The organism is Streptomyces gobiensis (assembly GCF_021216675.1).
Lineage (GTDB): Bacteria > Actinomycetota > Actinomycetes > Streptomycetales > Streptomycetaceae > Streptomyces > Streptomyces gobiensis.
The window spans coordinates 5,379,024-5,403,729 of record NZ_CP086120.1 but is presented as its reverse complement, the minus strand read 5'-3'; the positions used below and the strand labels follow the sequence as shown (position 1 = coordinate 5,403,729).

The window sequence follows — 24,706 nt, the reverse complement described above, 5'->3', positions numbered from 1 at the left end:
CCCGAGCCCTCCCCCTAGCCCGCACTTTCCCCGCAGGAGCATTCCCATGGCTGAAGTCCTTGTCTACGTCGACCACGTGGACGGCGCCGTCCACAAGCCGACCCTCGAACTGCTGACCCTGGCCCGCCGCATCGGTGACCCGGTCGCCGTGCACCTGGGTACCGGTGCCGACACGGCCGCCCCGGTACTCGCTGAGCATGGCGCGGTCAAGGTACTGGCCGCCGACGCGCCCGAGTTCGCCGACTACCTCGTCGTGCCGAAGGTGGACGCGCTCCAGGCCGCCTATGACGCCGTGTCCCCGGCCGCCGTCCTTCTCCCGTCCTCCGCTGAGGGCAAGGAGATCGCGGCCCGGCTCGCGGTCCGTATCGGCTCCGGCATCATCACCGACGCCACCGACCTGGAGGCCGGTGACGAGGGCCCGGTGGCGACCCAGTCGGTCTTCGCGGCCGCCTTCACCACCAAGTCCCGGGTCTCCAAGGGCACCCCGGTCATCACCGTGAAGCCCAACTCCGCCGCCCCCGAGGCCGCCCCGGCCGCCGGGACCGTGGAGCAGCTCGCGGTGTCCTTCGGTGCGAAGTCCACCGGCACCAAGGTCGTCTCCCGCACCCCGCGTGAGTCGACCGGCCGTCCCGAGCTGACCGAGGCCGCCATCGTGGTCTCCGCCGGCCGTGGCATCAACGGCGCCGAGAACTTCCCCCTCATCGAGGCCCTGGCCGACTCGCTCGGCGCGGCCGTCGGTGCCTCCCGCGCCGCGGTGGACGCCGGCTGGTACCCGCACACCAGCCAGGTCGGCCAGACCGGCAAGACCGTCTCGCCGCAGCTCTACATCGCGGCGGGCATCTCCGGCGCGATCCAGCACCGCGCCGGTATGCAGACCTCGAAGACGATCGTGGCCATCAACAAGGACGCCGAGGCCCCGATCTTCGACCTGGTCGACTACGGCGTCGTCGGTGACCTCTTCGAGGTCGTCCCGCAGCTCACCGAGGAGGTCAAGACCCGTAAGGGCTGACCGAGTTGGTTTCTCGACAGGCTCATCAGCGGCCGGGGCCGGACATGCGCGCATGTCCGGCCCCGGCCGTTGGCGCGGGGTTTCCTCCGATTGGACGGCACGAAACGCCGTCACTACGCTGCGGAGCAGTTCGGGAGCCGAAGAAGGCACGAAGCGGCCGCAGGCGTGGATGACGCTGAGTCATTGGCGACATCGACGGACACGAGCTGCAAGCTCCGGCCCTTCAGCGCCGAGGAGTTGACAACAGGATGTACGTGTGGCTGCCCGAGGGAGCCCGGCTGTGGGGCAAGCCGGAGTCGGGACTCCCCGGTACGGGAGCACGTCTTGTGTTCGCGCTTGTTCTCCTGGGCGTGCTCCACTGGGCCACCGGCATCCCGCTGGACTGGGTCGCCGGCGGCAGCGTGGCAATTCTTCTGCTCAGCCTGCTGGCGCGGCCGCTGCGCAGGCGTGGTACCCGGCCCGAAGGCGGCGGCTGGCTCGTTCTGGCGCCCGGCCGGGCCACGGCAGTGTTTCCCGCGGGTCCCGCGGGACCCGCGGCGAAGGCGGACGTTGACGGCCCGGCCCTGCGCGTGGATATCGAGGCTCCCGGAGTGCGGCTGCTCGGTGCCACGCGGTCGGCGGCGGCGATACGTTCCGCCCGGGCGCTGCTGGTCGCGGCGGACCGGGAGCCCGAGGCGCTGGCGGCCATCGGCGTCGGCGCGATTCCGGACGAAGGCGCCGGCTCGGCCGGGGAACGGGCCGCAGGGCCACAGCTGGTGCTGCACGACGAGCGCACCGCCGCCGTACTGAGCGGCGCCGAGCCCCGCGCGGCGGAGGACACCGGCGACAGCGACGCCCGGGATACCGGGCGGTCCCGGCACGAACTGCTCTCGGAGCTGGCGGACTCGCTCGGGACGGCCGTGCCCTCGCTGACCCCGCACCCCGGCCGTATCCCCGCCGAACTGACGGTGACCGCCGACGATGTGCGGGCCTGGGCGGCGGCCGGGCTGGCCAGCGCCCGGCGGCTGGAGCTGGAGTTCACCGGGGTCGCCGTCCCCGCCCCCTGCGATGTGGCCCTCGGCCTTGACCGGGTACGGGCCTGGCCCTCCCGCTACGACGGGCTGACCGTCGGGTCGCTCGCCGGCCTGGACCCCGGCGCGGTAGCCGACGGGCTCCGTACGGATCTGGCCAGGCAGGCCGCCGCCGACCGGGCGCGCGAGGAGCGGGAGCCCGACCAGGACGAGCCGCTGACCGGGCTCTGGGAGGAACGCTGGCAGCCGTATCTCGACCGGCTCGGCGTCCGGGACCACCGACCGGGCTCCGTTCCGGACAAGCCCGGTGCCGCAGGAGCGCCCGGGTTGTCGCCGACCGGCCGGGCCGCGCTGCTGCTCGCCCGTACCGCCGCGGCCGCCACCGGCAGCCCGCTGCCCGGGGAGCAGCCGAGCGCGGTACGGCGCATTGAGTGGCCCGGGGGACGGGTCGGAGCACGGGCCGGGGACATGCTGCTGCGGCTGTGTGTCCTGGCCGTGCCGCTGGGTCTGGGACTCGCCTGGGGGCTGGGCTTCCGGGGCTGAGGGTGTTGACGCGCAGGTCAGCGGAGGTTTAGCGTCCACCCAGAGACAACTTCAACGTTTTGTTGATTGCAGGGAGTGCTGATGACGCAGGGCGAGACGGTCGCGACCACCTTCGAGAGCTCCGTACGGGAGGAGATCGGGGCCTCGCTGGCAGCCGTCGACGCCGAGCTGGAGCGCCGCTACCCGGGCGACCCGGGCACCCGGCAGCCGGTGCACACCGTGTACGTCCCCGCTGATGTCTTCACCGCCGGCACCGTGCGCTCCTGGGGCGATCAGGCCCTCGCACTGCTCGATGAGCACGCTCCGGACGCCGGTGCGCTGGCGGGCGCCCTCGGTCTGGACGACGAGCTGGCCGGTCCGGTCCATGAGCGGGTACGGGCCAAACTGCAGCGCGAGCCCATTGAAGACCTGCGCATCGACTTCGAGGACGGCTACGGCAACCGCCCCGACGCCGAGGAGGACGCCGCCGCGGCCCGCGCCGCCACGCTGGTGACCGAGGCCTTCGCGGACGGCGACCCGGCCAGGGTGCCGCCTTATCTGGGCATCCGGCTCAAGTGCATGGAGGCCCCCGTCCGGGACCGTGGCATCCGCACCCTGGACATCTTCCTCACCGGCTTGATGGAAGCCGGTGAGCTGCCCGGGGGGCTTGTCCTGACCCTCCCCAAAGTCACCTACGCCGAGCAGGTCACCGCGATGGTGCGGCTGTGCGAGCAGTTCGAGAAGGCCCGGGGCCTCAGGCCCGGCCGTATCGGCTTTGAGATCCAGATCGAGACCAGCCAGTCCATCCTCGGCGCCGACGGCCGGGCCACCGTGGCCCGGATGATTGGCGCGGCCGAGGGCCGCGCCACCGGACTGCACTACGGCACCTTCGACTACAGCGCCTGCTGCGGAGTCAGCGCCGCCTACCAGTCCATGGACCACCCGGCCGCTGACCACGCCAAGGCCGTGATGCAGGTCGCCGCCGCGGGGACCGGTGTCCGGCTCTCCGACGGCTCCACCAATGTCCTCCCGGTGGGACCCACCGCCCAGGTACATGAGGCGTGGCGGCTCCACCACCGCCTGGTGCGGCGCTCCCTGTCCCGCGCCTACTACCAGGGCTGGGATATGCACCCCGGCCATCTGCCCACTCGCTACGCCGCCGTGTACGCCTTCTACCGGGAGGGCTACGAGCAGGCGGCCGCCCGGCTGGCCGCCTACGCCAACCAGGCCGGCGGCGATGTGATGGACGAGCCCGCCACCGCCAAGGCGCTCAGCGGCTATCTGCTGCGCGGCCTGGACTGCGGCGCCCTCGACAACGCCGAGGTAGCCCATCTCACCGGCCTCACCCGCGCCGATCTGGACGGCTTCGCGGCCCCCCGCCGCTCCGCCCTGACCGTCGCCGCCCCGTAAGCTCGCGTCCACACGGACGCGACAAGGGGATCCAGCGGTGGCGACAACGGGGAAGCACGGTCCGGAGGACAGCGGCAGGCTGCTGGCGGGACGGTACCGGGTGGTCGGCCAGCTCGGACGTGGCGGTATGGGCGTGGTCTGCCGGGCCGTGGATGAGGTTCTCGGACGCGAGGTAGCGGTCAAGGAGCTGCGTACCTTCAGCAACGCCACCGGTCCCGAACTCGCCGACAGGCAGCGACGGATGCAGCGCGAGGCACGGGCCGCCGCCCGGGTCCGGCACCCCGGGGTCATCGCCGTACACGATGTCACCGAGCACGAGGGCCGCCCGGTCATCGTCATGGAGCTGGTCGACGGGCCATCGCTGGACGATGTCCTGCGGCAGCGTGGCGCCCTCGGCCCGGCCGAGGCCGTCGCTATAGGCGCCAAGGTGCTGGACGCGCTCGCCGCCGCGCACCGCGCCGGAGTGCTGCACCGGGACGTCAAGCCCGGCAACATCCTGCTGGAGGACGGCGGCCGGGTGGTACTGACCGACTTCGGCATCGCCACCATGGAGGAGACCAGCGACAGCCCCGACACCCGGCTCACCCGCAGTGGCGAGCTGGTCGGCTCGCTGGACTACCTGGCCCCGGAGCGGGCCCGGGGCGAGGAGCCGGGCCCGGCCTCGGATGTCTGGGCGCTCGGTGCCACGCTCTACGCGGCCGTTGAGGGCGTATCACCGTTCCGCCGGACCTCCACCTGGTCGACGCTCAACGCGATCGTCGTGGAGCCGCTGCCGGAGCCGCGCCGGGCCGGGGCGCTGGGGCCGGTGCTGCGGGAGCTGATGCACAAGGATCCGGCGCGCCGCCCCGACGCCGAACGCGCGGCCGCGCTGCTGGCCGCGGTCGTGGCGGAGGACGCCCCCGGCAACGCCACGCTGCGGACCGGCCGCCGTGCCCCGGCCGCCGCGGTGCCGTATGAGCCAACCGTCCGGGACGCCGGTGGACGCCCGCCGCAGGGTGCCTTCGGGCCCCCCGTACCGCCACCCGTACCGCCACCCGGACAGGATGCCGGCCGTGGCTCCATACCCGCCCGCCCGGCCGGGCGCCGCAGCAAGGTGCTGGTGGCAGCCGCTGTCGCCGCCGTGCTCCTTGTCGGGGCGGGCGTGACCTATGCCGTGGTCGGCCGTACCGGCGGCGACGGCAGGACCGAGGCGGCGGCCGGGTCCTCATCCACCGACGAAGAAAGCTCTGCCCCGAAGGGGCGGCCGGAGGGCGGCACGGGCACGGCCGACCGTCCCGACCGGCCCACGACGTCTCCCGTTGAGGACCTCACCTCGCCGAGCCAGGTCCCGGCCGTAGCGGCGGGCTCCACCAGCGGTGAGGACAACAGCGGTGGCGGTGGTGACGATGGCGGAGACGGCAGTGACGGTGACACCGGTGGGGAGTCCGGGGACACCGCCGGGGGGAGCAACGGCAGCGGTGGCTCCTCGGGTTCTGACTCCGGCGGCACCACCACAAGCGGCGGCAGCGGCGGCGGATCATCAGGCGGCAGCTCGCCCAAGCCCTCCTGCACCGCCATCGGCGGCGGCAAGTACAACTGCGAGGTATGGCGCACCGCCGACTCCTATGACGCCGCGCATCAGAAGGCAGGCACGCTCTACGCGGGCACCAACTACTTCTACTGCCAGAAGAAGCTGTCCTACCGCGAGACCTATGGCGAGTGGACCAATGTCTGGTGGGCGCGGACCGACGACGACAGCGGTAACCAGAACGTGTACGTCAGCGATGTCTACATCAAGGGCGGGGACAATGACGCCCCTGTCCCCGGCCTGCCCGTCTGCTGATCAGCGGTGCGGCGGCAGCTCACCGGAGCCGCGCGGTATCAGCCTGGTGGGCAACACCAGCCGCCGTGGCGCGTCCTCGGCACCGTCCAGCCGCCGGAAGAGCAGCTTGGCGGCCTGCTGCCCCAGCCGCGCGGCGTCCTTGGCGACCACGGTGACCGGCGGGGTGATCAGCGTTGAGATCGACGCCAATCAGGCGCTCACCGAACTCTCGGATTTCCTCCGGCGTCGGCAGGACGGCCTTATCCCCGGACCAGGACGCATCCAGGTACCAGCGCCCACGCTCAGGGTCGTACACGATGTCGTAGCGGACGGCCCGGTTCGCGCCCACGCGGTCGAGCCACTCCGCACGGCGGTGCGAGAACTGCACCGTGCAGACCAGCCGGTACCGGCCACGCGGGGCGTTCGCCAGGTGCCGCAGCGGCTCGGGCAGCACGATCGTCACCGACCCGTCGTTCGGGTCGACGCAGATGGTGTAGTTCCCGTGCGGCGCCCCGGACTCGCCGTCGGCGGTGAGGAACAGGCGGGCCGCGTCCCAGCGTTCGCGCCACTGCTGCTCGGTGAGCTGGGCGTCTGCCAGGTTGTGCCGGGTCTTCGCCAGGCGACGGCCGCCGACCACAATGCTTGGCCGACCGTCCTGGATGCGCTGCTCGACGCGGGCGAGCCGGGCTTTGAGGGCCTGCACACGGCGCTGCTTCTGGAACCTCGGCCTGGTCCTTGCATCCGCGGACCTTGCCCTTCTTCCTGCCGCACGGCACCGCCAGGCGGCGCGTGATGGTGCGGATCGCCCGCCGCAGGTTCGACGCCTCGTCGTACAGGCACCGCAGCGAGAGTTGGTATTGGTCCTCCGAGGCGCGGGTCATCGCCCCCGCCATACGCGAAGAGGACTGCTTGGTCAGCTCGCGTTTCCGCTCGGTGCGCTGGTTGTCTTTCGCCGGGACCTTGCCGATCCCGACACGACGGGCGAGATCAGCCCGCTGATGGTGACCGAGGTGCTGGCCGACCAGCTCAAGTACCTCAGCATCAGCGTCACTGACGTGGAGTCGGTCCCGTATGCGGGCACCGGACGGGGCCGAGACGGTGAATGGGTCAGCCAGGACACGCAGACGCTTTCCACGTTTCTTACGCGCCACTCGCTGGCCTCCTCTCAACTCAAGACCACACTACTACCCGTTGACCAAGCAAGTCCTACAAATCCGGCTGAACAATAGCGGACTTGACGCACCTGGTGAGCGCCCGCGCTTTCGCGGACCGCTGCCCGTACAACCTGCCGGAGAACGAAGTGACGACCGCCAGCATGTCCTTGGCCAGCTCCGACTCCTGCGAAGCGTCCAGATTCTCATCCACCCCGGCGACCTCCAGGGCGACACCGAACGCCGGCAGCATGACGTCTCGTATGACGCCGGCCCCGAACCGGGCCAGGCGTTCCTCGTGCTCGACCAGCAGCACCGACACCTCCGGCCGCTGGCACAACGTCAACGCTCGGTGCAGCCCGCGGCGCTGGTCCGACAGCCCCGAGGCGACATCGAAGAACTCGCCGACCACTGGTCGGCCGCCTGCGGCCTCCCGCAACCGGGCCATCTGCCGGTCAAGGTCTCCCTCGACGCGCTGGCGCTGCGAGGACACACGACCGTAGATGACCACGCCTTCGACATCGGGCAGCTGGCCCTTCTCGCTGCGAAGCGCTTCCAGCTCCACCACGGAGAAGATGCGCTTGCCACCCGGCGACCTGCGGTCCGCCAGCACCCCAGAAGCCGTATACCTGCGCAGCGTCCGCGTCGACACACCCAGAATCCTGGCTGCCCGTGTCGCCGAAACCATCTCTTGATCCATCCCGGCAACTTATCCCGCAATGACCAAGCATGGCCAATCAAGCAAGACGCAGCTTCCTACCCGGCGGGCGCAGAAGGCGAGCGCCAACTCCCGTTCCCGCGCTGGATCCTCGGCGCTGGAGCCATTGATGAGCAGCGCCCCATGGGCCCGGGCGACCTCTTCCACGGCCCGGCCCAGCGGTCCGTAGAAAGGGTCAGCGAGATCTTCCAGGACCAAGCCGATGGCCGCGGTGCGGCCCTTGCGCAGCACCCGGGCGCTGTCATTACGGCGGAAGCCCAGCACGGTGATCGCGTCCGTGACCCGGCGTTCGGTGTCCGGTGTGACGCGGTGGGGCGGTTTCCGTAGCGGCCCTGGGCTGCGTCGGCGGGGCGTGCGGTAGCGGCCGCTGCGGTCCCGTCCTGCGTCGGTGCGGCTGTCGCAGCCGAGCATACGGCCTGGACGGCCTGGCCAGGGGAAGCTGGACAACGTTGTCGGCCCGGGTGAAACTTGGCCGCCATGGACACCGATCTCGTCGCCGCCCTGGATATCGGGGGCACCAAGATCGCTGGGGCCCTGGTGGACGGCGGCGGCGAGCTGTGTCTGCGGGCTGAGCGGCCCACCCCCTCCCAGGAGTCCGGGGAGAGGGTGCTGCGCGCCGTCTCCGAGGTCCTGGAAGAGCTGCGCGCCGGGGTGCGGTGGCGGGAGGTCGCCGCCCTGGGGATCGGCAGCGCCGGACCGGTTGACTCCCGACGGGGCACCGTCAGCCCGGTCAACATCCCGGGCTGGCGCGACTTCCCCCTGGTCGAGGGTGTGCGGCGGAGCGTCGGGGAGCTCCCGGTCACCCTGGTGGGCGACGGGGTGGCGATGACCGCCGCCGAGCACGCACAGGGTGCCGCGCGCGGCCATGACAACGCCCTGTGCATGGTGGTCTCCACCGGAGTGGGCGGCGGGCTCGTTCTCGGCGGGCGACCACTGACGGGGCCGACGGGCAACGCGGGCCACATTGGCCATATGAGCGTCGAGCTGGACGGAGACCGATGCCCCTGCGGAGGGCGCGGCTGCGTCGAACGTATCGCCAGCGGGCCCAATATCGCCCGTCGTGCGCTCGCGGCTGGCTGGCGTCCTGCTCCGGACTCCGACACCAGCGCCGCCGCGGTCGCCGCCGCGGCCCGGTCGGGCGATCCAGCGGCCCGGGCCTCCTTCGCACGGGCCGCCCGCGCCCTGGCGGCCGCGATCGCCGCCACCGCGGCGCTCGTTGAGATCGATATCGCGGTGCTCGGCGGGGGCGTGGCACAGGCGGGTGACGTGCTTTTCGCCCCGTTGCGCCAAGCCCTGGACGACTACGCCACCTTGTCCTTCGTACGCGGTCTGGAGGTCGTCCCGGCCCGGATCGGCACGGACGCGGGGCTGGTTGGGGCGGCGGTTGCCTGCCGCGCCCTGACCACGGTGCGCCGTTGACCACCCCCGGCATCGCGCACGCCCGGCGCATGCACCGCTGAGCCCGGCGCGTTTCCGTGGCAGGGTGTACCGGGCACTGAACGGGGGGCGACGGAAGAGGGGGAACCGTGATCGTCTGGCTGAACGGCGCCTTCGGCGCCGGCAAGACCACTGCGGCTCAGGAACTCGTGCAACTGCTCCCCGACAGCACCCTGTACGACCCAGAGCTGGTCGGCTCGGGGCTGCGGAAGATGCTGCCCAAGGAACGGCTTGGACAGATCGACGACTTCCAGGAACTGCCGTCCTGGCGGCGGCTGGTCGTGGACACCGCGGCGGCTCTCCTCACCGAGGTGCCGGGGCCGCTGGTCACTCCCATGACCCTGCTGAGCCAGGGGTACCGGGATGAGATCTTCGGAGCACTGGCCGCCCGGCGGATCCCAGTCCGGCATTTTCTGCTTGACGCGGACGAAACGATCCTCCGCGCCCGGATAGACGAACGGGCCGCGGTGGACGGCGAATCGACGCGAACCTGGTGTCTGAGCCACCTCAAGCCGTACGCGGACGCGCTGCCCTGGCTGACCGCTGACGCGTACACCGTCGACACCACCGGTCTCACCCCGCGGGAGACCGCCGAGACAGTCGCCGAGGGCGTCCGGGAGGGTGTAGGTGCGTGCGACATCGTACAGACTCCTGAGCCGACCGCCGAGACCGTGGCGGCCGGGGTGCTGCTGTTCGACGAGGAAGACCGGGTGCTTCTCGTGGACCCCACGTACAAGCCCGGCTGGGAATTCCCCGGCGGAATCGTCGAACCCGGCGAGCCGCCCGCCCGGGCCGGATTGCGGGAGGTCGCTGAGGAGTTGGGGCTGCGGCTGGAGAGCGAACCACGGCTGCTGGTGGTGGACTGGGAGCCTCCCCGGCCACCCGGCTTCGGCGGGTTGCGGCTGCTCTTTGACGGCGGCCGGCTCGCTGGGGAGGCCGCCCGGGAGATGCTGCTGCCGGGGGCGGAGCTGCGGGACTGGCGCTTTGTGCGGGAGGACGAGGCCGCGGATCTCTTGCCGCCGGTGCGGTTGGAGCGGCTGCGGTGGGCGTTGCGGGCGCGTGCGTGGGGGCGCCCGCTCAACCTTGAGGCGGGCGCCCCGGTGGGGCTCCCATGACCCACGGCTCAAGGGGTGCGGGCAGGGTGCCCCGGTGCTGGGCCAGGTCCAGCGCGACCACCCGTGCCGGGGGTGGGTATCCCCGTATCCCTCCCCCAGCTACCGCTGGGAGGTGCCCCCACCTTCCCGGAAACCGGGGCTTCGCCCCGGGGCCCCGGGGGTGGCCCGGTGCGGGCCGGTGGCCGGGGTTGTGCCCACCAAGCGTCGCGAGCTCCGCCCCGGGGTGGGCCGGAGCGTCGTGGCTGGTGCGGGTGGATGGTTGCGTAGCAGGGCGGGCCCACGCCCCTCGCGGGGCTGGGGGCACCTCCCAGCGTTAGCTGGGGGAGAGTGCCCACAACGCGGGTGGGGTCTGGGGGCGTCAGCCCCCAGTTTCGGGAAGGGGTGGGGTTGGGGTAAATCACCAGCTGTTGGCGTACTTCTGCAGGAACAGCGCTTCGGTGAGCGACATTCGTTCCAGTTCCTCCGGGGAAACGCTCTCGTTCACCGCGTGGATCTGCGCCTGCGGCTCGCTGAGCCCGGTGAGCAGGATCTCCGCCTCCGGATAGAGCGCGGCAAGCGTGTTGCACAGCGGTATCGAGCCGCCCTGCCCGGCGATGGCCATCTCGGCGCCGTCATACGCCTCCCGCATGGCCTCGGCCATCGCCGTGTACGCCGGGCTGCCGGTGTCCGCGCGGAACGGCTGGCCCTGGCCCACCGGTTCCACGGCGACGTGGGCGCCCCAGGGAGTGTGAGCCTCCAGGTGGGCGGTGAGCAGCTTGCTGGCCTCGCCCGCTTCCAGGCCCGGCGGCACCCGCAGGCTGACCAGCGCCCGGGCGCTGGCCTGTACCGATGGAGTGGCGCCGACGACCGGCGGGCAGTCGATGCCGAGCACCGTGACGGAAGGACGGGCCCAGATGCGGTCGGCGATCGTGCCGGAGCCGGTCAGCCGCACACCGTCGAGGACCTTGGCGTCCTGCCGGAAGTCGTCCTCCGGATACTGCAGCCCGTCCCAGGACGCGTCGGCGGCCAGCCCGTCCACGGCGGTCGAACCGTCCTCGGCGCGCAGCGAGTCGAGAGTCCGGATGAGGGCCGCGAGAGCGTCCGGTGCGGCGCCGCCGAACTGGCCGGAGTGCAGGTTGCCTTCGAGGGTGTCCACCTGGATCCGCAGGACCACCAGACCGCGCAGGATGGCGGTGACGGTTGGCAGTCCGGCCCGGAAGTTGCCGGAGTCGCCGATGACGGCGGTGTCGGCGGCCAGCAGCTCCGGGTGTGCCTCCGCGTACCGCTCCAGACCTCCGGTGCCCTGCTCCTCCGATCCTTCGACGATCACCTTGACGCTGACCGGGACGCCGCCGTTCGCCCTGAGCGCGCGCAGCGCGATCAGATGCATGATCAGACCGCCCTTGCAGTCGGCGGTGCCACGGCCGTACCAGCGGCCGTCCCGCTCGGTCAGCTCGAACGGCGGGGAGAGCCAGGCCTGCTCATCCAGTGGCGGCTGGACATCGTAGTGGGCGTAGAGCAGGACGGTCGGCGCACCGGCCGGGCCGGGGAGAGAGCCGTAGACGGACTGGGTGCCGTCCGGGGTGTCCAGCACAGCGACATCCGTGCAGCCCTCGGCACGCAGCGCGTCGGCGACCCAGCTGGCGGCAGCCTCGCACTCGCTCCTGGGGAACTGCTCGGGATCCGCCACCGACTGATAGCGGACCAGCTCGGCCAGCTCGGTGCGGGCCTGTGGCATCAGCGACGCGACGGTGGCCGCCAGTGCTCTGTGCGCCATGGGGGAACGCTCCTTGGGTGTGCTGCGTTATGTCCGGACGTACGGGATTACGGGACGCAGGGCGAACGCTGCCGATCCTCCCACAGGGAAGGTGTGCGGCCGTGGGTCGTAGGATGCCGCGGTAACCAGAAGCGGTCGGTCGAGCGGGAGCAGAAACAGATCGTGAGCAGCGAGAACACCGCAGGCGCAGCCGACGGCAGCGGAGCCGGGTCCAGCGTGGTCTGGGATGTGGCCGTAGTGGGCGCGGGCCCGGCCGGGGCGTCCGCCGCCCACGCCGCGGCGGTCGCGGGCCGCCGGGTACTGCTGCTGGAGAAGGCGGAGCTGCCGCGCTACAAGACGTGTGGCGGCGGCATCATCGGACCCTCCCGGGACGCGCTGCCGCCCGGCTTCGAACTCCCGTTGCGGGAGCGGGTGCATGCGGTGACCTTCTCGCTGGACGGCAAGCTGTCCCGTACACGCCGTTCCAGACATACGCTCTTCGGGCTGATCGACCGCTCGGAGTTTGACCAGGGACTGGTCGAGGCGGCCCAGAAGGCCGGTGCCGAGTTGCGTACCGGCGCGACTGTCTCCCGGGTTGAGCAGCACGGTCCGGCCGTGCCCGACCGGCGTACCGTCGCGATCGTGCTCTCCAGCGGGGAGACGCTGCTGGCGCGGGCGGTGGTCGGCGCGGATGGCAGCGCCAGCCGGATAGGAGCTCATGTCGGGGTGAAGATGGAGCAGGTGGATCTGGGCCTGGAGGCCGAGATCCCGGTGCCGTCCACCGTCGCTGAGGACTGGGCGGGCCGGGTACTGATCGACTGGGGTCCACTGCCCGGCTCCTACGGCTGGGTGTTCCCCAAGGGCGACACCCTGACCGTCGGCGTGATCTCCGCGCGGGGCGACGGCGCGGCCACCAAGCGCTATCTGGAGGACTTCACCGCGCGGTTGGGCCTGGCTGGCTTTGAACCCAGCGTCTCCTCCGGCCATCTGACCCGCTGCCGCGCCGATGACTCCCCGCTGTCCCGGGGCCGGGTGCTGGTGTGCGGTGACGCGGCCGGGCTGCTCGAGCCCTGGACCCGGGAGGGCATCTCCTTCGCGCTGCGCTCCGGACGGCTGGCAGGCGAGTGGGCGGTCCGGATGGCCGAGTCGCACGACGCGGTCGACGCCCGTCGGCAGGCGCTCAACTACGCCTTCGCCATCAAGGCCGGGCTGGGAGTGGAGATGGGGGTCGGCCGTCGGATGCTCACGGTCTTCTCCCGCCGTCCCGGGCTGCTGCACGCGGCGCTCACCGGCTTCCGTCCGGCCTGGAACGCCTTTGCGAAGATCACCCGTGGGTCGACGACCCTGGCCGAGATCGTGCGGAGCCACCCGATGGCCCGGCGGTCGCTGGAGGCCCTGGACCGGCCGCGGTAACGGTTACTGACGGAAGTCGGCCGTGAAGACGGGATACGCGAAGACGGGATAGTGGTGCGCGACCGCGCGCCACTGCTCAGGTGGCATCCAGGCCAATGCCGTCGTCCTTGAAGCCCTGGCGACCTCGGCCCTCCAGCGGCGCAGACAGGCGCGCAGCACAGCTCGGGCTTCGCGTCGTCCGGGACCTCGGTGGCCGTAAACCCCTCGTCATCCCGCCCAGCCGCAGTTCTCCGCCGCCCGCAGTCCGGTGGTGTCCCCGCTCACCGCCCCCGCCCCGGCTGGCTGGGCTGCCGCCGCTGCCAGCGGAGCAGCACATACGGCACCCGAGTGAGGAACACGGCCCACGCTACCCATGGCGCGGCCGAGAGCCAGGGGCCCGGGGCAGCGGCGAACAGCGCGGGGGCGGCCACGAGGAGGGCGGCGAGACCCGCCAGCACGATAGCGCTCACGAAGGCGTAGACCATCTCGACTGTGGTGGCGTCCCGTTCAGCCCGCGTCCGTACAGTCACAGCATCCTCTCCCCGTTGTCCCGGCCCCCGCGCCGAGCGGCGCCAAGGCGTGCCGCAAGACTAACGCCGCCGCCCGCCTGGCTACTTGGCTATCTCCTGCCGGAGGGCCGCCAGGAAGCCGTCCACGTCATCCTCGGTCGTATCGAAGGAGCACATCCAGCGGACATCGCCTGCGGCTTCATCCCAGAAGTAGAAGCGGTAGCGCTTCTGGAGACGTTCACTGACATCGTGCGGGAGCCGGGCGAAGACCGCGTTGGCCTGGACGGGGTGAAGAATCTCCACACCGTCCACGGCGCGTACGCCCTCGGCGAGCCGAGCGGCCATGGCGTTGGCGTGCCGTGCGTTGCGCAGCCACAGATCGCCCGCGAGCAGCGCTTCAAGCTGTACGGAGACAAAGCGCATCTTGGAAGCGAGCTGCATGGACAGCTTGCGCAGATGCTTCATCGCCCGTACCGCGTCCGGGTTGAGGACGACGACCGCCTCGCCGAAGAGCGCGCCGTTCTTGGTGCCGCCCAGCGACAGGATGTCCACGCCCACCACGTTGGTGAAGGCGCGCATCGGCACATCGAGGGCGGCCGCGGCGTTGGCGATCCGTGCGCCGTCGAGGTGTACCACCATGCCGCGCTCATGGGCGTGCTCGCAGATGGCCCGGATCTCGTCGGGGGTGTAGAGGGTGCCCAGCTCGGTGTTCTGGGCGATGGAGACGACCTGGGGCATGGCGCGGTGTTCGTCGTCCCAGCCGTAGGCCTCCCGGTCGATGAGCTCGGGGGTGAGCTTGCCGTCCTCGGTGGGCACGGTGAGCAGTTTCAGTCCGCCCACCCGTTCGGGGGCGCCGCACTCATCGACATGGATGTGGGCGGTATCGGCGGCGATCACCGCCCCCCAGCGGTCCGTGACCGACTGGAGGGCGACGACGTTGGCGCCGGTGCCGTTGAACACCGGGAAGGCCTGGGCACGCGCCCCGAAGTGCCGGCGTATGACCTGCTGCAGATGTTCGGTGTACTCATCACCGCCGTAGGCGGTCTGGTGGCCGCCGTTGGCCAGCGCGAGGGCGGCCAGGATCTCCGGGTGCGCGCCCGCGTAGTTATCGCTGGCGAAGCCGCGCACCTCAGGGTCGTGATGGCGCTGGGCGTCGGTCCTTACGGCTGGGGTGTGAGCCACAGTCGGTTTCCGTTCACTTCCTGGGTGGGCTTGCTCCATGTCCCAATGATGGCCTCGGCCAGCTCCTTGACATCCGTGAAGCCCGCGAACTTGGCGTTGGGTCGCTCGGCCCGCATCGCGTCGTGCACCAGCGCCTTCACAATCAAGATGGCAGCCGCGGCGTGCGGACCTTCCTCGCCCCCGGTCTTCCGGAAGGCGTCGGCCAGCGCCAGGGTCCAGGCCTCGGCGGCGGACTTGGCGGCGGCGTAGGCGGCGTTGGGCGCGGTGGGCTTGCTCGCGCCTGCGGCGCTGATCAGCAGAAAGCGGCCGTTGCCACTGCGGTTCAGGGGGCCTTCGAAGGCCAGCGAGGTGTGCTGAACGGTCCGGATCAGCAGTTTCTCCAGGACATCCCAGTCGGCGAGGTCGGTTTCGGCGAAGGTCGCCGAGCCGCGCCAGCCGCCCACCAGGTGCACCAGTCCGTCGACGCGGCCGAACTCCTTCTCGGTCCGCTGAGCCCATTCCCGGGTCTCCTCCAGGTTGAGCAGATCAACGGTGTCACCGATGACGGTGGCCCCACCGTGGGCGTCCCGCGCGGCGTCCACGCCCTGCGCCAGCCGCTCGGGGTCGGAGTCGCATCCCACCACGACGGCACCCGCCTCGGCGAGACGCAGCAGCGCCGCGTGTCCGGCGGGCCCGCCCGCACCGGCCACGGCCACTACCGCACCTTCGAGCGGTCCGCCGTTTCCGTTGCCCGGGGTCGCAGTACTCATGCTCCTCGCCTCCTCTTTTCTGATGCTCATGCCGCCGCGAGTGCGGCGCTGTCGGCGGTGATGCCCTTGGTGGAGGCGATCACTCCACGGAGTTTCCTCGCAAGTGCCTCGTAGAACATGCTCAGCGGAAACTCATCCGGGTGCACCGCGTCCACGAGTTTGCGCGGTGGCAGGCTCAGATCCAGCGCCTCCGGGCCCTTGGCCCAGGTCGATCCGGGGTGCGGGGCGAGATAGGCGGAGACCAGCTCGTAGGCCTTGAGCCAGTGCACGAGCTTGGGCCGGTCGATTCCCTCCCGGTAGAGGGTCTCGATCTCCTCGCGCAGCCGTACGGTGACCTCGCGGGCGCGGTCCCAGTCGATGCTGAGCTTGTTGTCCCGCCAGCGCAGCGCGTCGTTCTGGTGCAGATACGCGAAGAGGAGCTGGCCGCCGAGGCCGTCGTAGTTGCGGTTGCGTTCGCCGGTGACAGGGAAGCGGAAGAGGCGTTCCAGTATGACGGCGTACTGGACATCGCGGCCCTGCGGGAAGCCGTCGGCCTCCAGCTGGACGGCCTCGTGGAAGGCGGTCAGGTCACAGCGCAGCTCCTCCAGCCCGTACATCCAGAAGGGCTGGCGCTGTTTGATCATGAAGGGGTCAAAGGGCAGATCACCGTGGCTGTGGGTGCGGTCGTGGACCATGTCCCACAGGACGAAGGTCTGCTGGGCACGCTCCTGGTCGGTGAGGAGGCCCTTGGCCTCCTCGGGGAGTTCGAGGCTGGTGACCTCGCAGGCGGCATCGATGACACGGCGGAAGCGGGCGGCCTCGCGGTCGCAGAAGATGCCTCCCCAGGTGAACCGCTCGGGCGCCTCGCGTACGGCGATGGTCTCCGGGAAGAGCACGGCGGAGTTGGTGTCGTAGCCGCTGGTGAAGTCCTCGAAGGTGATGCCGAGGAACAGCGGGTTGTCGTAGCGGGTGCGCTCCAGGTCGGCGAGCCAGTCGGGCCAGACCATCCGCAGCACGACGGCCTCAAGGTTGCGGTCCGGGTTGCCGTTCTGGGTGTACATCGGGAAGACGACCAGATGCTGGCGGCCGTCGACGCGCTGCTGAGCGGGCTGGAAGACGAGCAGCGAGTCCAGGAAGTCGGGGACGGCGAAGCCTCCCTCGGCCCAGCGGCGGAGGTCACCTACGAGCGCCCGGTGGTACGCGTCGTTGTACGGCAGCAGCGGAGCGATCCGCTCGATGGCGGCGATGACACGGTCAACCTCGGCCTCGACGGTGTCCCGGGTGGGCGCGTCCTCGGCCTCTAGGTCGATCGAGCCGTCCTTGGACTGCCAGGGCCGGATCTTCTCCACGGCGTCCTTGAGCTCACTCCAGGCAGGGTGAGACACCACCGGCTCGGCGGGAAGAACACCGCCCTTGTTTGTCGCAGGCGAAAAGGTCTCCGTCATCACTGTCCCTCCACGGGAGAACGTCGCGTATCGACACCGTAGGCATATGACGTTCCCTTACTCAAGGCCAGCATCGGGAAATCCTCCGGTTTAGAGATGTGTCACACAGAAAATTTCCTGCCTCACCCCGCCGGGACAGCAGTTTCGCACCATCGCGATGCGAGCTGTTCAGCCGGTGTTGACCGGTGGCCGTTAGTCTGGCGGCGCATACGGTCCGTAGGCCTACGGACCGTATGCGCCGCCAGACCTTCGCACGGAAGCGAGCACACTGTGTCACTACTCACCGTCGGTCACCGTGGGGTGATGGGTGTCGAGCCGGAGAACACCCTGCGGTCCTTCCGGCGGGCCGAGCTCGAGGGCATGGACGCCATCGAGCTCGATCTGCATCTCAGCAAGGACGGCGAGCTGGTGGTCATGCATGACGCGGAGGTGGACCGCACCACCGACGGCACCGGCCTGATCAGCGACCGCACCCTCGCCGAGCTGCGCGAGCTGGACGCGGGGCAGGGCGAGCGGATCCCGGTTTTCGAAGAGGTGGTGGACGCGGTGACGGCCCCCATCCAGGCCGAGATCAAGGACCGCGCGGCGGCCCGGGCGCTCGCTGAGGTGATCAAGCGGCGCGACCTGCATCAGCGGGTCACCGTGATCTCCTTCCATGACGAGGTGCTGCGTCAGACCCGTCAGCTGCTGCCCAAGATGCCCCTCGTGCTCGTCACCGGCACCTCCACACCCACGGCCCCGGAACGCGCCCAGGCTCTTGGCGCGTACATGGTCTCCTGCGAGCTGTGCCAGCTGGACAGCGACACCGTGGAGCGCTGCCACGCCGCGGGTATCCAGGTCATCAGCTGGACGGTCAACTCGGCAGCGGACCTGGCCCGCGCCCGTGAGCTGGGGCTCGACGGCGTAATCACCGATATGCCCGCCATCAGGGAGGCGGTCAGCCGAGCGGCTTGACCAGCAGCTCGAACTGGAGGTCAGGGCGGCGCGGGATGCCAAAGCGCTCCTCGCCGTACGGGAAGGGGATCATCTTTCCGGTACGGGCATACCCGCGGCGCTCATACCAGGCGATCAGGTCCTCCCGGGCGGATATCACCGTCATCTGCATCTCCCGGGCGCCCCACTCGGCCCGTACGGTGTGCTCCGCCTCGGCCAGGATCCGCTTGCCCAGGCCATTGCCCTGCAACCCGGGGCGGACGGCGAACATCCCGAAGTACGCGGCCGTCTCCCCCACCGGGTCCGCACGCCGCGCCAGCTGGCAGCAGGCCACCAGCTCACCGCCGCTCGCCACGACGAGCAGCCGGCTCTGCGGAGCCGTGATGACCTCCCGCACACCCTCGGGATCGGTGCGCTGCCCGTCCAGCAGATCCGCCTCGGTGGTCCACCCCGCCCGGCTGGCGTCCCCTCGGTAAGCCGAGTCGAGCAGCGCGACCAGCGCGGCGATGTCGTCCTCGGTGGCGTCCCGGAAATCCAGCTCGGTGGTGTGTGCGGCGTCCATGGCCAGGAGCCTAACGCGGTGCCACTAGAGTCGTGTCCATGGTGCACGTACTGAGCAGCAGGGTGCTGCTGCGGCCCACCGATCCGGAGGCCGCCCGGGACTTCTACGGCCGGGCGCTGGGCCTCGCCGTTCACCGGGAGTTCGGGACCGGGCCCGAGCGCGGGACCGTCTACTTTCTGGGCGGCGGGTTTCTGGAGATCTCCGGCCGGGCCGAGGAACCGATGTGTCCCGGGCTGCGGCTGTGGCTCCAGGTCGCCGATGTGGCCGCGGCGTATGAGGAGCTCTCGGCGCGGGGGGTCGAGGTGGTCCGGCCGCCGGTCAAGGAGCCCTGGGGGCTGGTGGAGATGTGGCTGGCCGCGCCGGATGAGGTCCGCATCTGTGTAGTGGAGATCCCCGCGGACCATCCCCTCAGATACCGGCCCGGCACCTGACACCCCGTATCTGACTGCGGCGTCTGACGGGCCGCGCTCCCCCGTTGCTGCTGTGCGCTCCCCTGTGCCGGAAGGGGCGGGGAATCCTCCCGGGAGCCGAGCGGGGAGGGTGCGTATGCACGGGCCGGCGCTGGTCGGTTGGTTACTGGTGGCGGTGTGCGGGATGGCTGGGACCTACTGTCTGCTGCGTACCCGCCGGGAGACCCCCAGGCAGCGGCAGGCCTCGGGGGTTGAGGCGCTGATGGGCTTCGGCATGGCAACGATGGCGGTGCCCTCCTCAGCGGTGGCGCCGCCTCCGCCGCTGCTCTTCGCGGTGGTCTTCGCGGTGGCCGCATTGTGGTCGCTGACGCTGCTGTGCTCCGGGGCGCCCCACCAGCTGCACCACCTGGTGGAAGCGCTTGCCATGATCTATATGGCGGGCACCATGGCCGCCGCGCCCACCGCACCGCACTCCGGGCACTCCCCGGCGGCGGGCGGCATCCCGCTGCTGACCGGAGCGCTGCTGGTCTACTTCGCCGCCTACACCCTGTGCTGCAGCGTCCGGCTGCTGCCCACGACGGTCCGCACACCGGCGCCCGTGGCCGGCCCAGCCGGGGTGCTGCGGCAACCGGAAGTGGCCACCGCAGGCCGGCTGGCACTGGCGCTGGGGATGTTCGCCATGCTGATCACGCTGTGAGGCTTGACGCCTGAGGGGTGTGAGGAATACATCACTTCGACAGCCGGACCGTACCCGCGGGTAGCGGCCGGGTCCTAGTCTGGCGCCATGATGGTCGCGCTCGCGCTCCTGCTTCTGGGTGGTCTGACCGCGGTGCTGGCACCACGCGTCCTGGCCCGCAGTTCCTGGCCGGACCGTGAGCCGGTGCTCGCGCTGTGGATGTGGCAGTGCGTGGTGGCGGCCGTACTGATGTGCTGTGTGCTCGCGATGGCACTCTGTGCCGCCGAGGCCTGGCAGGTCGTACGCGGTCAGGTCTTCGCTCCCGCGCCCCGGCAGGTCATCGAGGCCTACGCGCTCTCCGCCGAGGGCCAGCCCTGGGCCGCCGCGCTGGCGGTGCTGCTCTTCGGCGGCGGGATCTGGACGGCGGCCATGCTCAGCCGGGAGGTACGCGCCACACGCTCCCGGCGCCGCAGGCGCCGCATCGGTCTGCGGACGCGTTCCCCGTTGCTGCCCGGCGAGGAGGAGAGCTCCGACGAGCGGCTGGTCGTCCTGGAGGGCGAGCACCCCGATGCCTGGTGGCTGCCCGGTACGGCGCCCCGGCTGATCGTCACCACAGCCGCGCTGCGACGGCTGAAGGGCCGGCAGCTGGACGCCGTACTCGCCCATGAGGAGGGGCATGTCCGGGCCCGTCATGACTGGCTGCTGCACTGCTCCTCGGCGCTGGCCGCGGGCTTTCCGCGGGTGCCGGTCTTCCGTGCGTTCCGGCACCAGATGCACCGGCTGGTCGAGCTGGCCGCCGACGACTGCGCCTCCCGCCGCCATGGGCGGCTGACCACGGCGCTGGCCCTGGTCGGGCTCAATGAGGACCGCGGTGTCTTCGGCCCCTGCCCGGCCCATCGCGCCCAGCTTCCGCACCGGGTCAACCGGCTGCTGTCCCCCGCCGAACGGCTCCCGGTGGCCCGTCGGCTGCGGATGACGGCCCTGGCCTCGCTGGTGCCGCTCGTTCCCCTGCTGGTCGCGTTCGTTCCCGGTCTCTCCGCCCTGGGCTGATCTCCCCAGGGCGCCGCTGTGTAACTTCCCTTGCCCGGGGCCGGGATAATCCGGCTGACACCCAAACACGGCAGAGAAGAACCGGCCTTGGGTGATCCCCCGCGTCACCCAAGACCGGCGGCCTTGGCCTGAGGGTGCCCAACTGGGCACCCTCAGCGCCGCGCTGAGTATATTGGCTCGCAGCCAGTCAACGCAGGAGTTACAGGATGTCCCCCAGAAGCGCCTCGGTCAACGAAGAATTGCGCCGACGCTCACGTGAACGGCTGCTGCAAGCGACGGTCGAACTCGTGGGTGAGCGCGGATACGAAGCCACCACGCTCGGTGATATAGCGGACCGGGCCGGGGCAGCCCGGGGACTGGTGTCCTATTACTTCCCGGGCAAGCGGCACTTGCTGCAGTCCGCCGTGCACCGGCTGATGCACCGGACGCTCGCCGACGCGCTCCGGCGTGAGCCGGCGCCAACTGGCCCGGATGCCGGGCGGGAGCTGCTGGCCCGGGCCATTGACGCGATCCTGGGGCTGGCCCAGGACCACCCGACGCTGATGCGTACACATATGGCCGGGATTCTGCAGCAGGACGGCTTTGTCCAGTGCGATGAGCAGCAGCGGCTCGCGGGGCTGCTGCGGGACACCGTGGCGCGTTATGGCTCAGCCAGTCCGGAGACCGACTATCCGCTGCTGCGGGCCCTGTTGATGGGCGCGGTCGTGGCCGTACTGCTGCCCGGCGCGCCGATGCCGCTGTCACGGCTGCGGGCGGAGCTCTTCGCCCGCTACGGGCTGGACTGGCGGCAGGGTGTCCCGCCAGAGGCGGCACCGCCCGCCGGTACGCCACCGCTCCCGGCGGGGATTCAGCGGTAGGAAGCTGGGGGCCGGGACGCGACTGAGTCATCACGCATCCCGCTGGCGTACTCCCGTACGTCCCGTTCCAGTGCGATGCTGGAATCACCCGGCGGAAAGGAATCCGACCGTGAGTCCTCTGCAGCGCGTCGCCATTGTCGGCTCGGGCCCCAGCGGTGTGTACGCCGCGCAGTCCCTGCTTGACCAGGAGCTGGTCCCGGGGGTGGCGATCGACGTGCTTGACCGGCTGCCCTGCCCGTATGGGCTGGTCCGCTATGGCGTGGCGCCCGACCACGAGAAGATCAAATCACTGCAGAACAATCTCCGCAGGGTGCTGGAGGATCCCCGGGTGCGTTTCCTGGGGAACGTCCCGGTCGGTACGGACGGGGTGGGCATCGAGGAGCTGCGCAGCCTCTACCCGGCGGTGGTCTACTGCGTCGGCGCCGCGACCGACCGACGGCTCGGCATCCCGGGCGAGGACCTGCCGGGCAGCTACTCAGCGACCGACTTCGTCTCCTGGTACAGCGCCCACCCGGATGCCGCGGCGGGCCGGTTCGCCCTCGGGGCGCGGTCCGCGGTCGTCATCGGGGTCGGCAATGTCGCCGTCGATGTGACCCGGATCCTCGCGCGCGGTACCGAGGAGCTGCGCGGCACCGACATTCCGCAGGGGCCGCTGGACGCCCTGGCGGCGGGCTCGGTCACCGAGATCCACATGGTGGGCCGACGGGGACCGTCGCAGGCCAAGTTCACCACCAAGGAGCTGCGTGAGCTGGGCTCACTGCCGGGCGCCGACGCCACCGTACGGGAGGCGGAGCTGGCGCTCGATCCACGGTACGCGGACCCCGACGGGCTGCCCGCGGTCGCCCGGCGCAATGTGGCCGCGCTGCGCGACTGGGCCGGGACCCCGCCCCGGGGGCGGCCGCGCCGTATCGAGCTGCGCTTCTTCCTGCGGCCCGTGGCGGTCCTCGGCGCGGAGGAGGGCGCGGTGCGGGCGGTGCGGTTCGAGCGGACGGCGCCGGACGGGCAGGGCGGAGTCGCCGGCACGGGGCGCTTTGAGGACATCGAGGCGCAGTTGGTGCTGCGTTCCGTCGGCTACCGCGGCAGCCCGCTGCCCGGCCTGCCCTTCGACGCCTCGACCGGGACGGTGCCGCATGACCAGGGCCGGGTGCTGCGCGAGGGGGCGCCCTCACCCGGCGAGTATGTCGCTGGCTGGATCAAGCGCGGGCCCACCGGGGTCATCGGCACCAACCGCCCCTGTGCCAAGGAGACCGTGACCTCACTGCTGGCGGACGCCGACGCGCTCGCTGCCCGCCCGGTGGCCTCCAAGGATCCGCTGGACGCCCTGCGGGCGATGGGCCAGGAGCCCGTTCAGTGGCCCGGCTGGCTCGGGATCGAGGCGGCCGAGGCAGAGCTGGGGCGGAGTCTGTCGCGTACCACGGTGAAGATCCCGGACTGGTCCGGGCTGCTGTCAGCGGCGGACGGTCACCGCTGAGTCAGCTCCGTCGGGCCCGTGAGCTCTCAGACCGGGCGGCCTCCTGGGCGGACGCGGTGAGAACGCAGTCGAGCAGCCCGGGGAAGAGGGTGTCCAGATCGTCCCTGCGCAGCATGTTCATCTTGGCCGTGCCCCGGTAGATCTGGCTGATCACCCCGGTCTCACGCAGCACACGGAAGTGGTGGGTGCAGGTGGACTTGCTGACCGGCAGCTCAAGGGCCGAGCAGGTCAGCTCGGACTCGCACGCGGCCAGGGTCCGTACGACCGCCAGCCGCATCGGATCGGCGAGGGCGTGCAGGACGTGCTCCAGCCGGATCTCCGCGCGCGCCGGATGCTCCAGCTCGCGTCCGGCTGTCGGGGGCTGCTCTGCTCGGGTCATCACAGGACCGATTGTACGAGACTCATCGTAGTTTGACACCCGCCGTACTACGAGGCGTATCGTACGAGCGCCAACCCGGCGAGAAACCACGAGGAGCCTGCCGTGAGCGCTTTGTTCGAGCCCTGCACCCTGCGGTCGCTGACCCTGCCCAACCGCGTCTGGATGGCGCCCATGTGCCAGTACTCCGCAGAGGTCTTCGGCCCGAACGCGGGCGTCGCCACCGACTGGCACTTCGCGCACTACGCGGCACGGGCCACCGGCGGCACCGGGCTGATCCTGGTGGAGGCGACGGCGGTCAGCCCGGAGGGCCGGATCAGCCCCGCGGACCTGGGCATCTGGAACGAGCAGCAGGTGACGGCGCTGCGGCGGATCACCGGCTTCCTCAAGGAACAGGGCACCGTTCCCGGCATCCAGCTCGCCCACGCCGGACGCAAGGCGTCGACCGGCCGGCCCTGGCTGGGTGGTGCACCGCTCGGCCGGGAGGAGCACGGCTGGCAGCCACTCGCCCCCAGCCCGCTGCCCTTCGACGAGGGCCACCCGGTGCCGGATGAGCTGACCGGGGAACAGATAGAGCGCATCGTCCAGGAGTTCGCGGAGGGGGCGCGGCGGGCGCTCGACGCCGGTTTTGAGGTCGTGGAGGTGCATGGCGCACACGGCTATCTGATCGGTGAGTTCCTGTCGCCGTACAGCAATCACCGCACGGACGCCTATGGCGGCGGCTTCGGCAACCGCATCCGCTTCGCGCTGGAGGTGGTGGACGCGGTGCGTGAGGTGTGGCCGCAGGAGCTGCCGCTGCTCTTCCGGATCTCGGCCACCGACTGGCTGGCGGAGGGCGGCTGGACCGCCGATGACACGGTGCGCTTCGCCCGGGAGCTGAAGGCGCACGGAGTGGATCTGCTTGATGTGTCGACAGGCGGGAACGCCCCGCGTGTCACGATCCCCACCGGGCCGGGCTATCAGGTGCCGTTCGCCGCACGGGTCAAGACGGAGACCGGGCTGCCGGTGGCGGCGGTCGGCGAGATCACCGAGCCGGAGCAGGCGGCGAAGATCCTCGCCAATGGCGAGGCGGACGCGGTGCTGCTGGGCCGCCAGCTGCTGCGCGAGCCGTACTGGGCGCATCGCGCGGCACGCGAGCTGGGCGCGGCGGTCCAGCGCTTCCCGAAGCAGTATGGACGTGCCGCCTGACCAGCGGGTCACTGCTTCC

At 71.0% G+C, this 24,706-nt stretch carries 23 protein-coding genes and 2 pseudogenes; 15 read left to right on the top strand and 10 right to left on the bottom strand.

The window, feature by feature from the left end; genetic code table 11:
• Positions 1-46 precede the first annotated feature (46 nt).
• From test1122_RS25205 to test1122_RS25190, 4 genes are all read left to right on the top strand, one after another.
• On the top strand, positions 47-1,009 hold the full coding sequence (locus test1122_RS25205; RefSeq protein WP_232271464.1) for an electron transfer flavoprotein subunit alpha/FixB family protein: 963 nt from the start codon (positions 47-49) through the stop codon (positions 1,007-1,009).
• A 248-nt stretch (positions 1,010-1,257) separates the two neighbouring features.
• Positions 1,258-2,562, top strand: coding sequence for a hypothetical protein (locus test1122_RS25200; protein WP_232271463.1), 1,305 nt, complete (start codon positions 1,258-1,260; stop codon positions 2,560-2,562).
• 81 nt (positions 2,563-2,643) lie between these two features.
• Positions 2,644-3,951 carry a DUF6986 family protein gene (locus test1122_RS25195; protein ID WP_232271462.1) on the top strand — a complete coding sequence of 436 codons (1,308 nt, stop codon included), beginning with the start codon at positions 2,644-2,646 and terminating at the stop codon, positions 3,949-3,951.
• Between the two features lie 37 nt (positions 3,952-3,988).
• Complete coding sequence (locus test1122_RS25190) at positions 3,989-5,773, top strand: serine/threonine-protein kinase (protein WP_232271461.1); 1,785 nt, start codon at positions 3,989-3,991, stop codon at positions 5,771-5,773.
• Here test1122_RS25190 and test1122_RS25185 read toward each other — a convergent pair.
• A pseudogene (locus tag test1122_RS25185) lies at positions 5,774-5,935 on the bottom strand (substrate-binding domain-containing protein); the annotation flags it as partial.
• A gap of 319 nt (positions 5,936-6,254) precedes the next feature.
• Between test1122_RS25185 and test1122_RS25180 the strand changes: the two are divergent.
• Positions 6,255-6,545, top strand: coding sequence for a hypothetical protein (locus tag test1122_RS25180; RefSeq protein ID WP_232271460.1), 291 nt, complete (start codon positions 6,255-6,257; stop codon positions 6,543-6,545).
• Positions 6,546-6,958: 413 nt separating this feature from the next.
• On the opposite strand, the gene test1122_RS25175 is transcribed toward test1122_RS25180, so the two are convergent.
• Positions 6,959-7,591 (bottom strand): IS607 family transposase, encoded by a 633-nt coding sequence (locus test1122_RS25175; protein ID WP_277879916.1) that lies wholly within the window; start codon positions 7,589-7,591, stop codon positions 6,959-6,961.
• 51 nt (positions 7,592-7,642) lie between these two features.
• A pseudogene (locus test1122_RS25170) lies at positions 7,643-7,927 on the bottom strand (LacI family transcriptional regulator); the annotation flags it as partial.
• A gap of 171 nt (positions 7,928-8,098) precedes the next feature.
• Here test1122_RS25170 and test1122_RS25165 point away from each other — a divergent pair.
• Together test1122_RS25165 and test1122_RS25160 are read left to right on the top strand one after the other, a co-directional pair.
• The gene (locus tag test1122_RS25165; protein WP_232271458.1) at positions 8,099-9,040 is read left to right on the top strand and encodes an ROK family protein; all 942 of its coding nucleotides are present in this window, start codon (positions 8,099-8,101) and stop codon (positions 9,038-9,040) included.
• A 107-nt stretch (positions 9,041-9,147) separates the two neighbouring features.
• Complete coding sequence (locus test1122_RS25160) at positions 9,148-10,173, top strand: NUDIX hydrolase (RefSeq protein WP_232271457.1); 1,026 nt, start codon at positions 9,148-9,150, stop codon at positions 10,171-10,173.
• A 397-nt stretch (positions 10,174-10,570) separates the two neighbouring features.
• On the opposite strand, the gene test1122_RS25155 is transcribed toward test1122_RS25160, so the two are convergent.
• A complete protein-coding gene (locus tag test1122_RS25155) occupies positions 10,571-11,929 on the bottom strand; it encodes a dipeptidase (protein WP_232271456.1) in 1,359 nt (452 codons plus the stop codon).
• Between the two features lie 162 nt (positions 11,930-12,091).
• On the opposite strand from test1122_RS25155, the gene test1122_RS25150 reads away from it, so the two are divergent.
• Positions 12,092-13,321 (top strand): geranylgeranyl reductase family protein, encoded by a 1,230-nt coding sequence (locus tag test1122_RS25150; protein WP_232271455.1) that lies wholly within the window; start codon positions 12,092-12,094, stop codon positions 13,319-13,321.
• A gap of 260 nt (positions 13,322-13,581) precedes the next feature.
• On the opposite strand, the gene test1122_RS25145 is transcribed toward test1122_RS25150, so the two are convergent.
• From test1122_RS25145 to test1122_RS25130, 4 genes are all read right to left on the bottom strand, one after another.
• Positions 13,582-13,830 carry a DUF6332 family protein gene (locus test1122_RS25145; protein ID WP_232271454.1) on the bottom strand — a complete coding sequence of 83 codons (249 nt, stop codon included), beginning with the start codon at positions 13,828-13,830 and terminating at the stop codon, positions 13,582-13,584.
• An 81-nt stretch (positions 13,831-13,911) separates the two neighbouring features.
• Positions 13,912-14,991 (bottom strand): threonine aldolase family protein, encoded by a 1,080-nt coding sequence (locus tag test1122_RS25140; RefSeq protein ID WP_232271453.1) that lies wholly within the window; start codon positions 14,989-14,991, stop codon positions 13,912-13,914.
• The gene (locus test1122_RS25135; RefSeq protein ID WP_232271452.1) at positions 14,970-15,770 is read right to left on the bottom strand and encodes an SDR family NAD(P)-dependent oxidoreductase; all 801 of its coding nucleotides are present in this window, start codon (positions 15,768-15,770) and stop codon (positions 14,970-14,972) included. Before test1122_RS25135 ends, test1122_RS25140 begins: the two co-directional genes overlap by 22 nt.
• A complete protein-coding gene (locus test1122_RS25130) occupies positions 15,767-17,164 on the bottom strand; it encodes a DUF6421 family protein (RefSeq protein WP_232271451.1) in 1,398 nt (465 codons plus the stop codon). Before test1122_RS25130 ends, test1122_RS25135 begins: the two co-directional genes overlap by 4 nt.
• Before the next feature lie 270 nt (positions 17,165-17,434).
• Here test1122_RS25130 and test1122_RS25125 point away from each other — a divergent pair, with 270 nt between their 5' ends.
• Positions 17,435-18,118: a glycerophosphodiester phosphodiesterase gene (locus tag test1122_RS25125; RefSeq protein WP_232271450.1), complete on the top strand. Its 684-nt coding sequence runs from the start codon at positions 17,435-17,437 to the stop codon at positions 18,116-18,118.
• Here the strand turns inward: test1122_RS25125 and test1122_RS25120 are convergent.
• Entirely contained in the window at positions 18,102-18,659 is a 558-nt protein-coding gene (locus tag test1122_RS25120; protein WP_232271449.1) for a GNAT family N-acetyltransferase, read from the bottom strand. The two genes, test1122_RS25125 and test1122_RS25120, sit on opposite strands and share 17 nt — an antisense overlap.
• Positions 18,660-18,697: 38 nt before the next feature.
• On the opposite strand from test1122_RS25120, the gene test1122_RS25115 reads away from it, so the two are divergent.
• The 5 genes from test1122_RS25115 to test1122_RS25095 all read left to right on the top strand — a co-directional run bounded on the left by test1122_RS25115 (position 18,698) and on the right by test1122_RS25095 (position 23,123).
• Positions 18,698-19,090, top strand: coding sequence for a VOC family protein (locus test1122_RS25115; RefSeq protein WP_232271448.1), 393 nt, complete (start codon positions 18,698-18,700; stop codon positions 19,088-19,090).
• A 163-nt stretch (positions 19,091-19,253) separates the two neighbouring features.
• Positions 19,254-19,766 (top strand): DUF5134 domain-containing protein, encoded by a 513-nt coding sequence (locus tag test1122_RS25110; RefSeq protein ID WP_338423571.1) that lies wholly within the window; start codon positions 19,254-19,256, stop codon positions 19,764-19,766.
• Positions 19,767-19,853: 87 nt separating this feature from the next.
• Positions 19,854-20,795: a M56 family metallopeptidase gene (locus tag test1122_RS25105; RefSeq protein ID WP_232271446.1), complete on the top strand. Its 942-nt coding sequence runs from the start codon at positions 19,854-19,856 to the stop codon at positions 20,793-20,795.
• 206 nt (positions 20,796-21,001) lie between these two features.
• Complete coding sequence (locus tag test1122_RS25100) at positions 21,002-21,652, top strand: TetR/AcrR family transcriptional regulator (RefSeq protein ID WP_232271445.1); 651 nt, start codon at positions 21,002-21,004, stop codon at positions 21,650-21,652.
• 118 nt (positions 21,653-21,770) lie between these two features.
• Positions 21,771-23,123, top strand: a complete 1,353-nt coding sequence (locus tag test1122_RS25095) for an FAD-dependent oxidoreductase (RefSeq protein WP_232272069.1) — start codon at positions 21,771-21,773, stop codon at positions 23,121-23,123.
• Between the two features lies 1 nt (position 23,124).
• On the opposite strand, the gene test1122_RS25090 is transcribed toward test1122_RS25095, so the two are convergent.
• Positions 23,125-23,502, bottom strand: coding sequence for an ArsR/SmtB family transcription factor (locus test1122_RS25090; RefSeq protein ID WP_232272068.1), 378 nt, complete (start codon positions 23,500-23,502; stop codon positions 23,125-23,127).
• Positions 23,503-23,604: 102 nt separating this feature from the next.
• Here test1122_RS25090 and test1122_RS25085 point away from each other — a divergent pair, with 102 nt between their 5' ends.
• Complete coding sequence (locus test1122_RS25085; RefSeq protein WP_232271444.1) at positions 23,605-24,687, top strand: NADH:flavin oxidoreductase/NADH oxidase; 1,083 nt, start codon at positions 23,605-23,607, stop codon at positions 24,685-24,687.
• Positions 24,688-24,706: the final 19 nt, after the last annotated feature.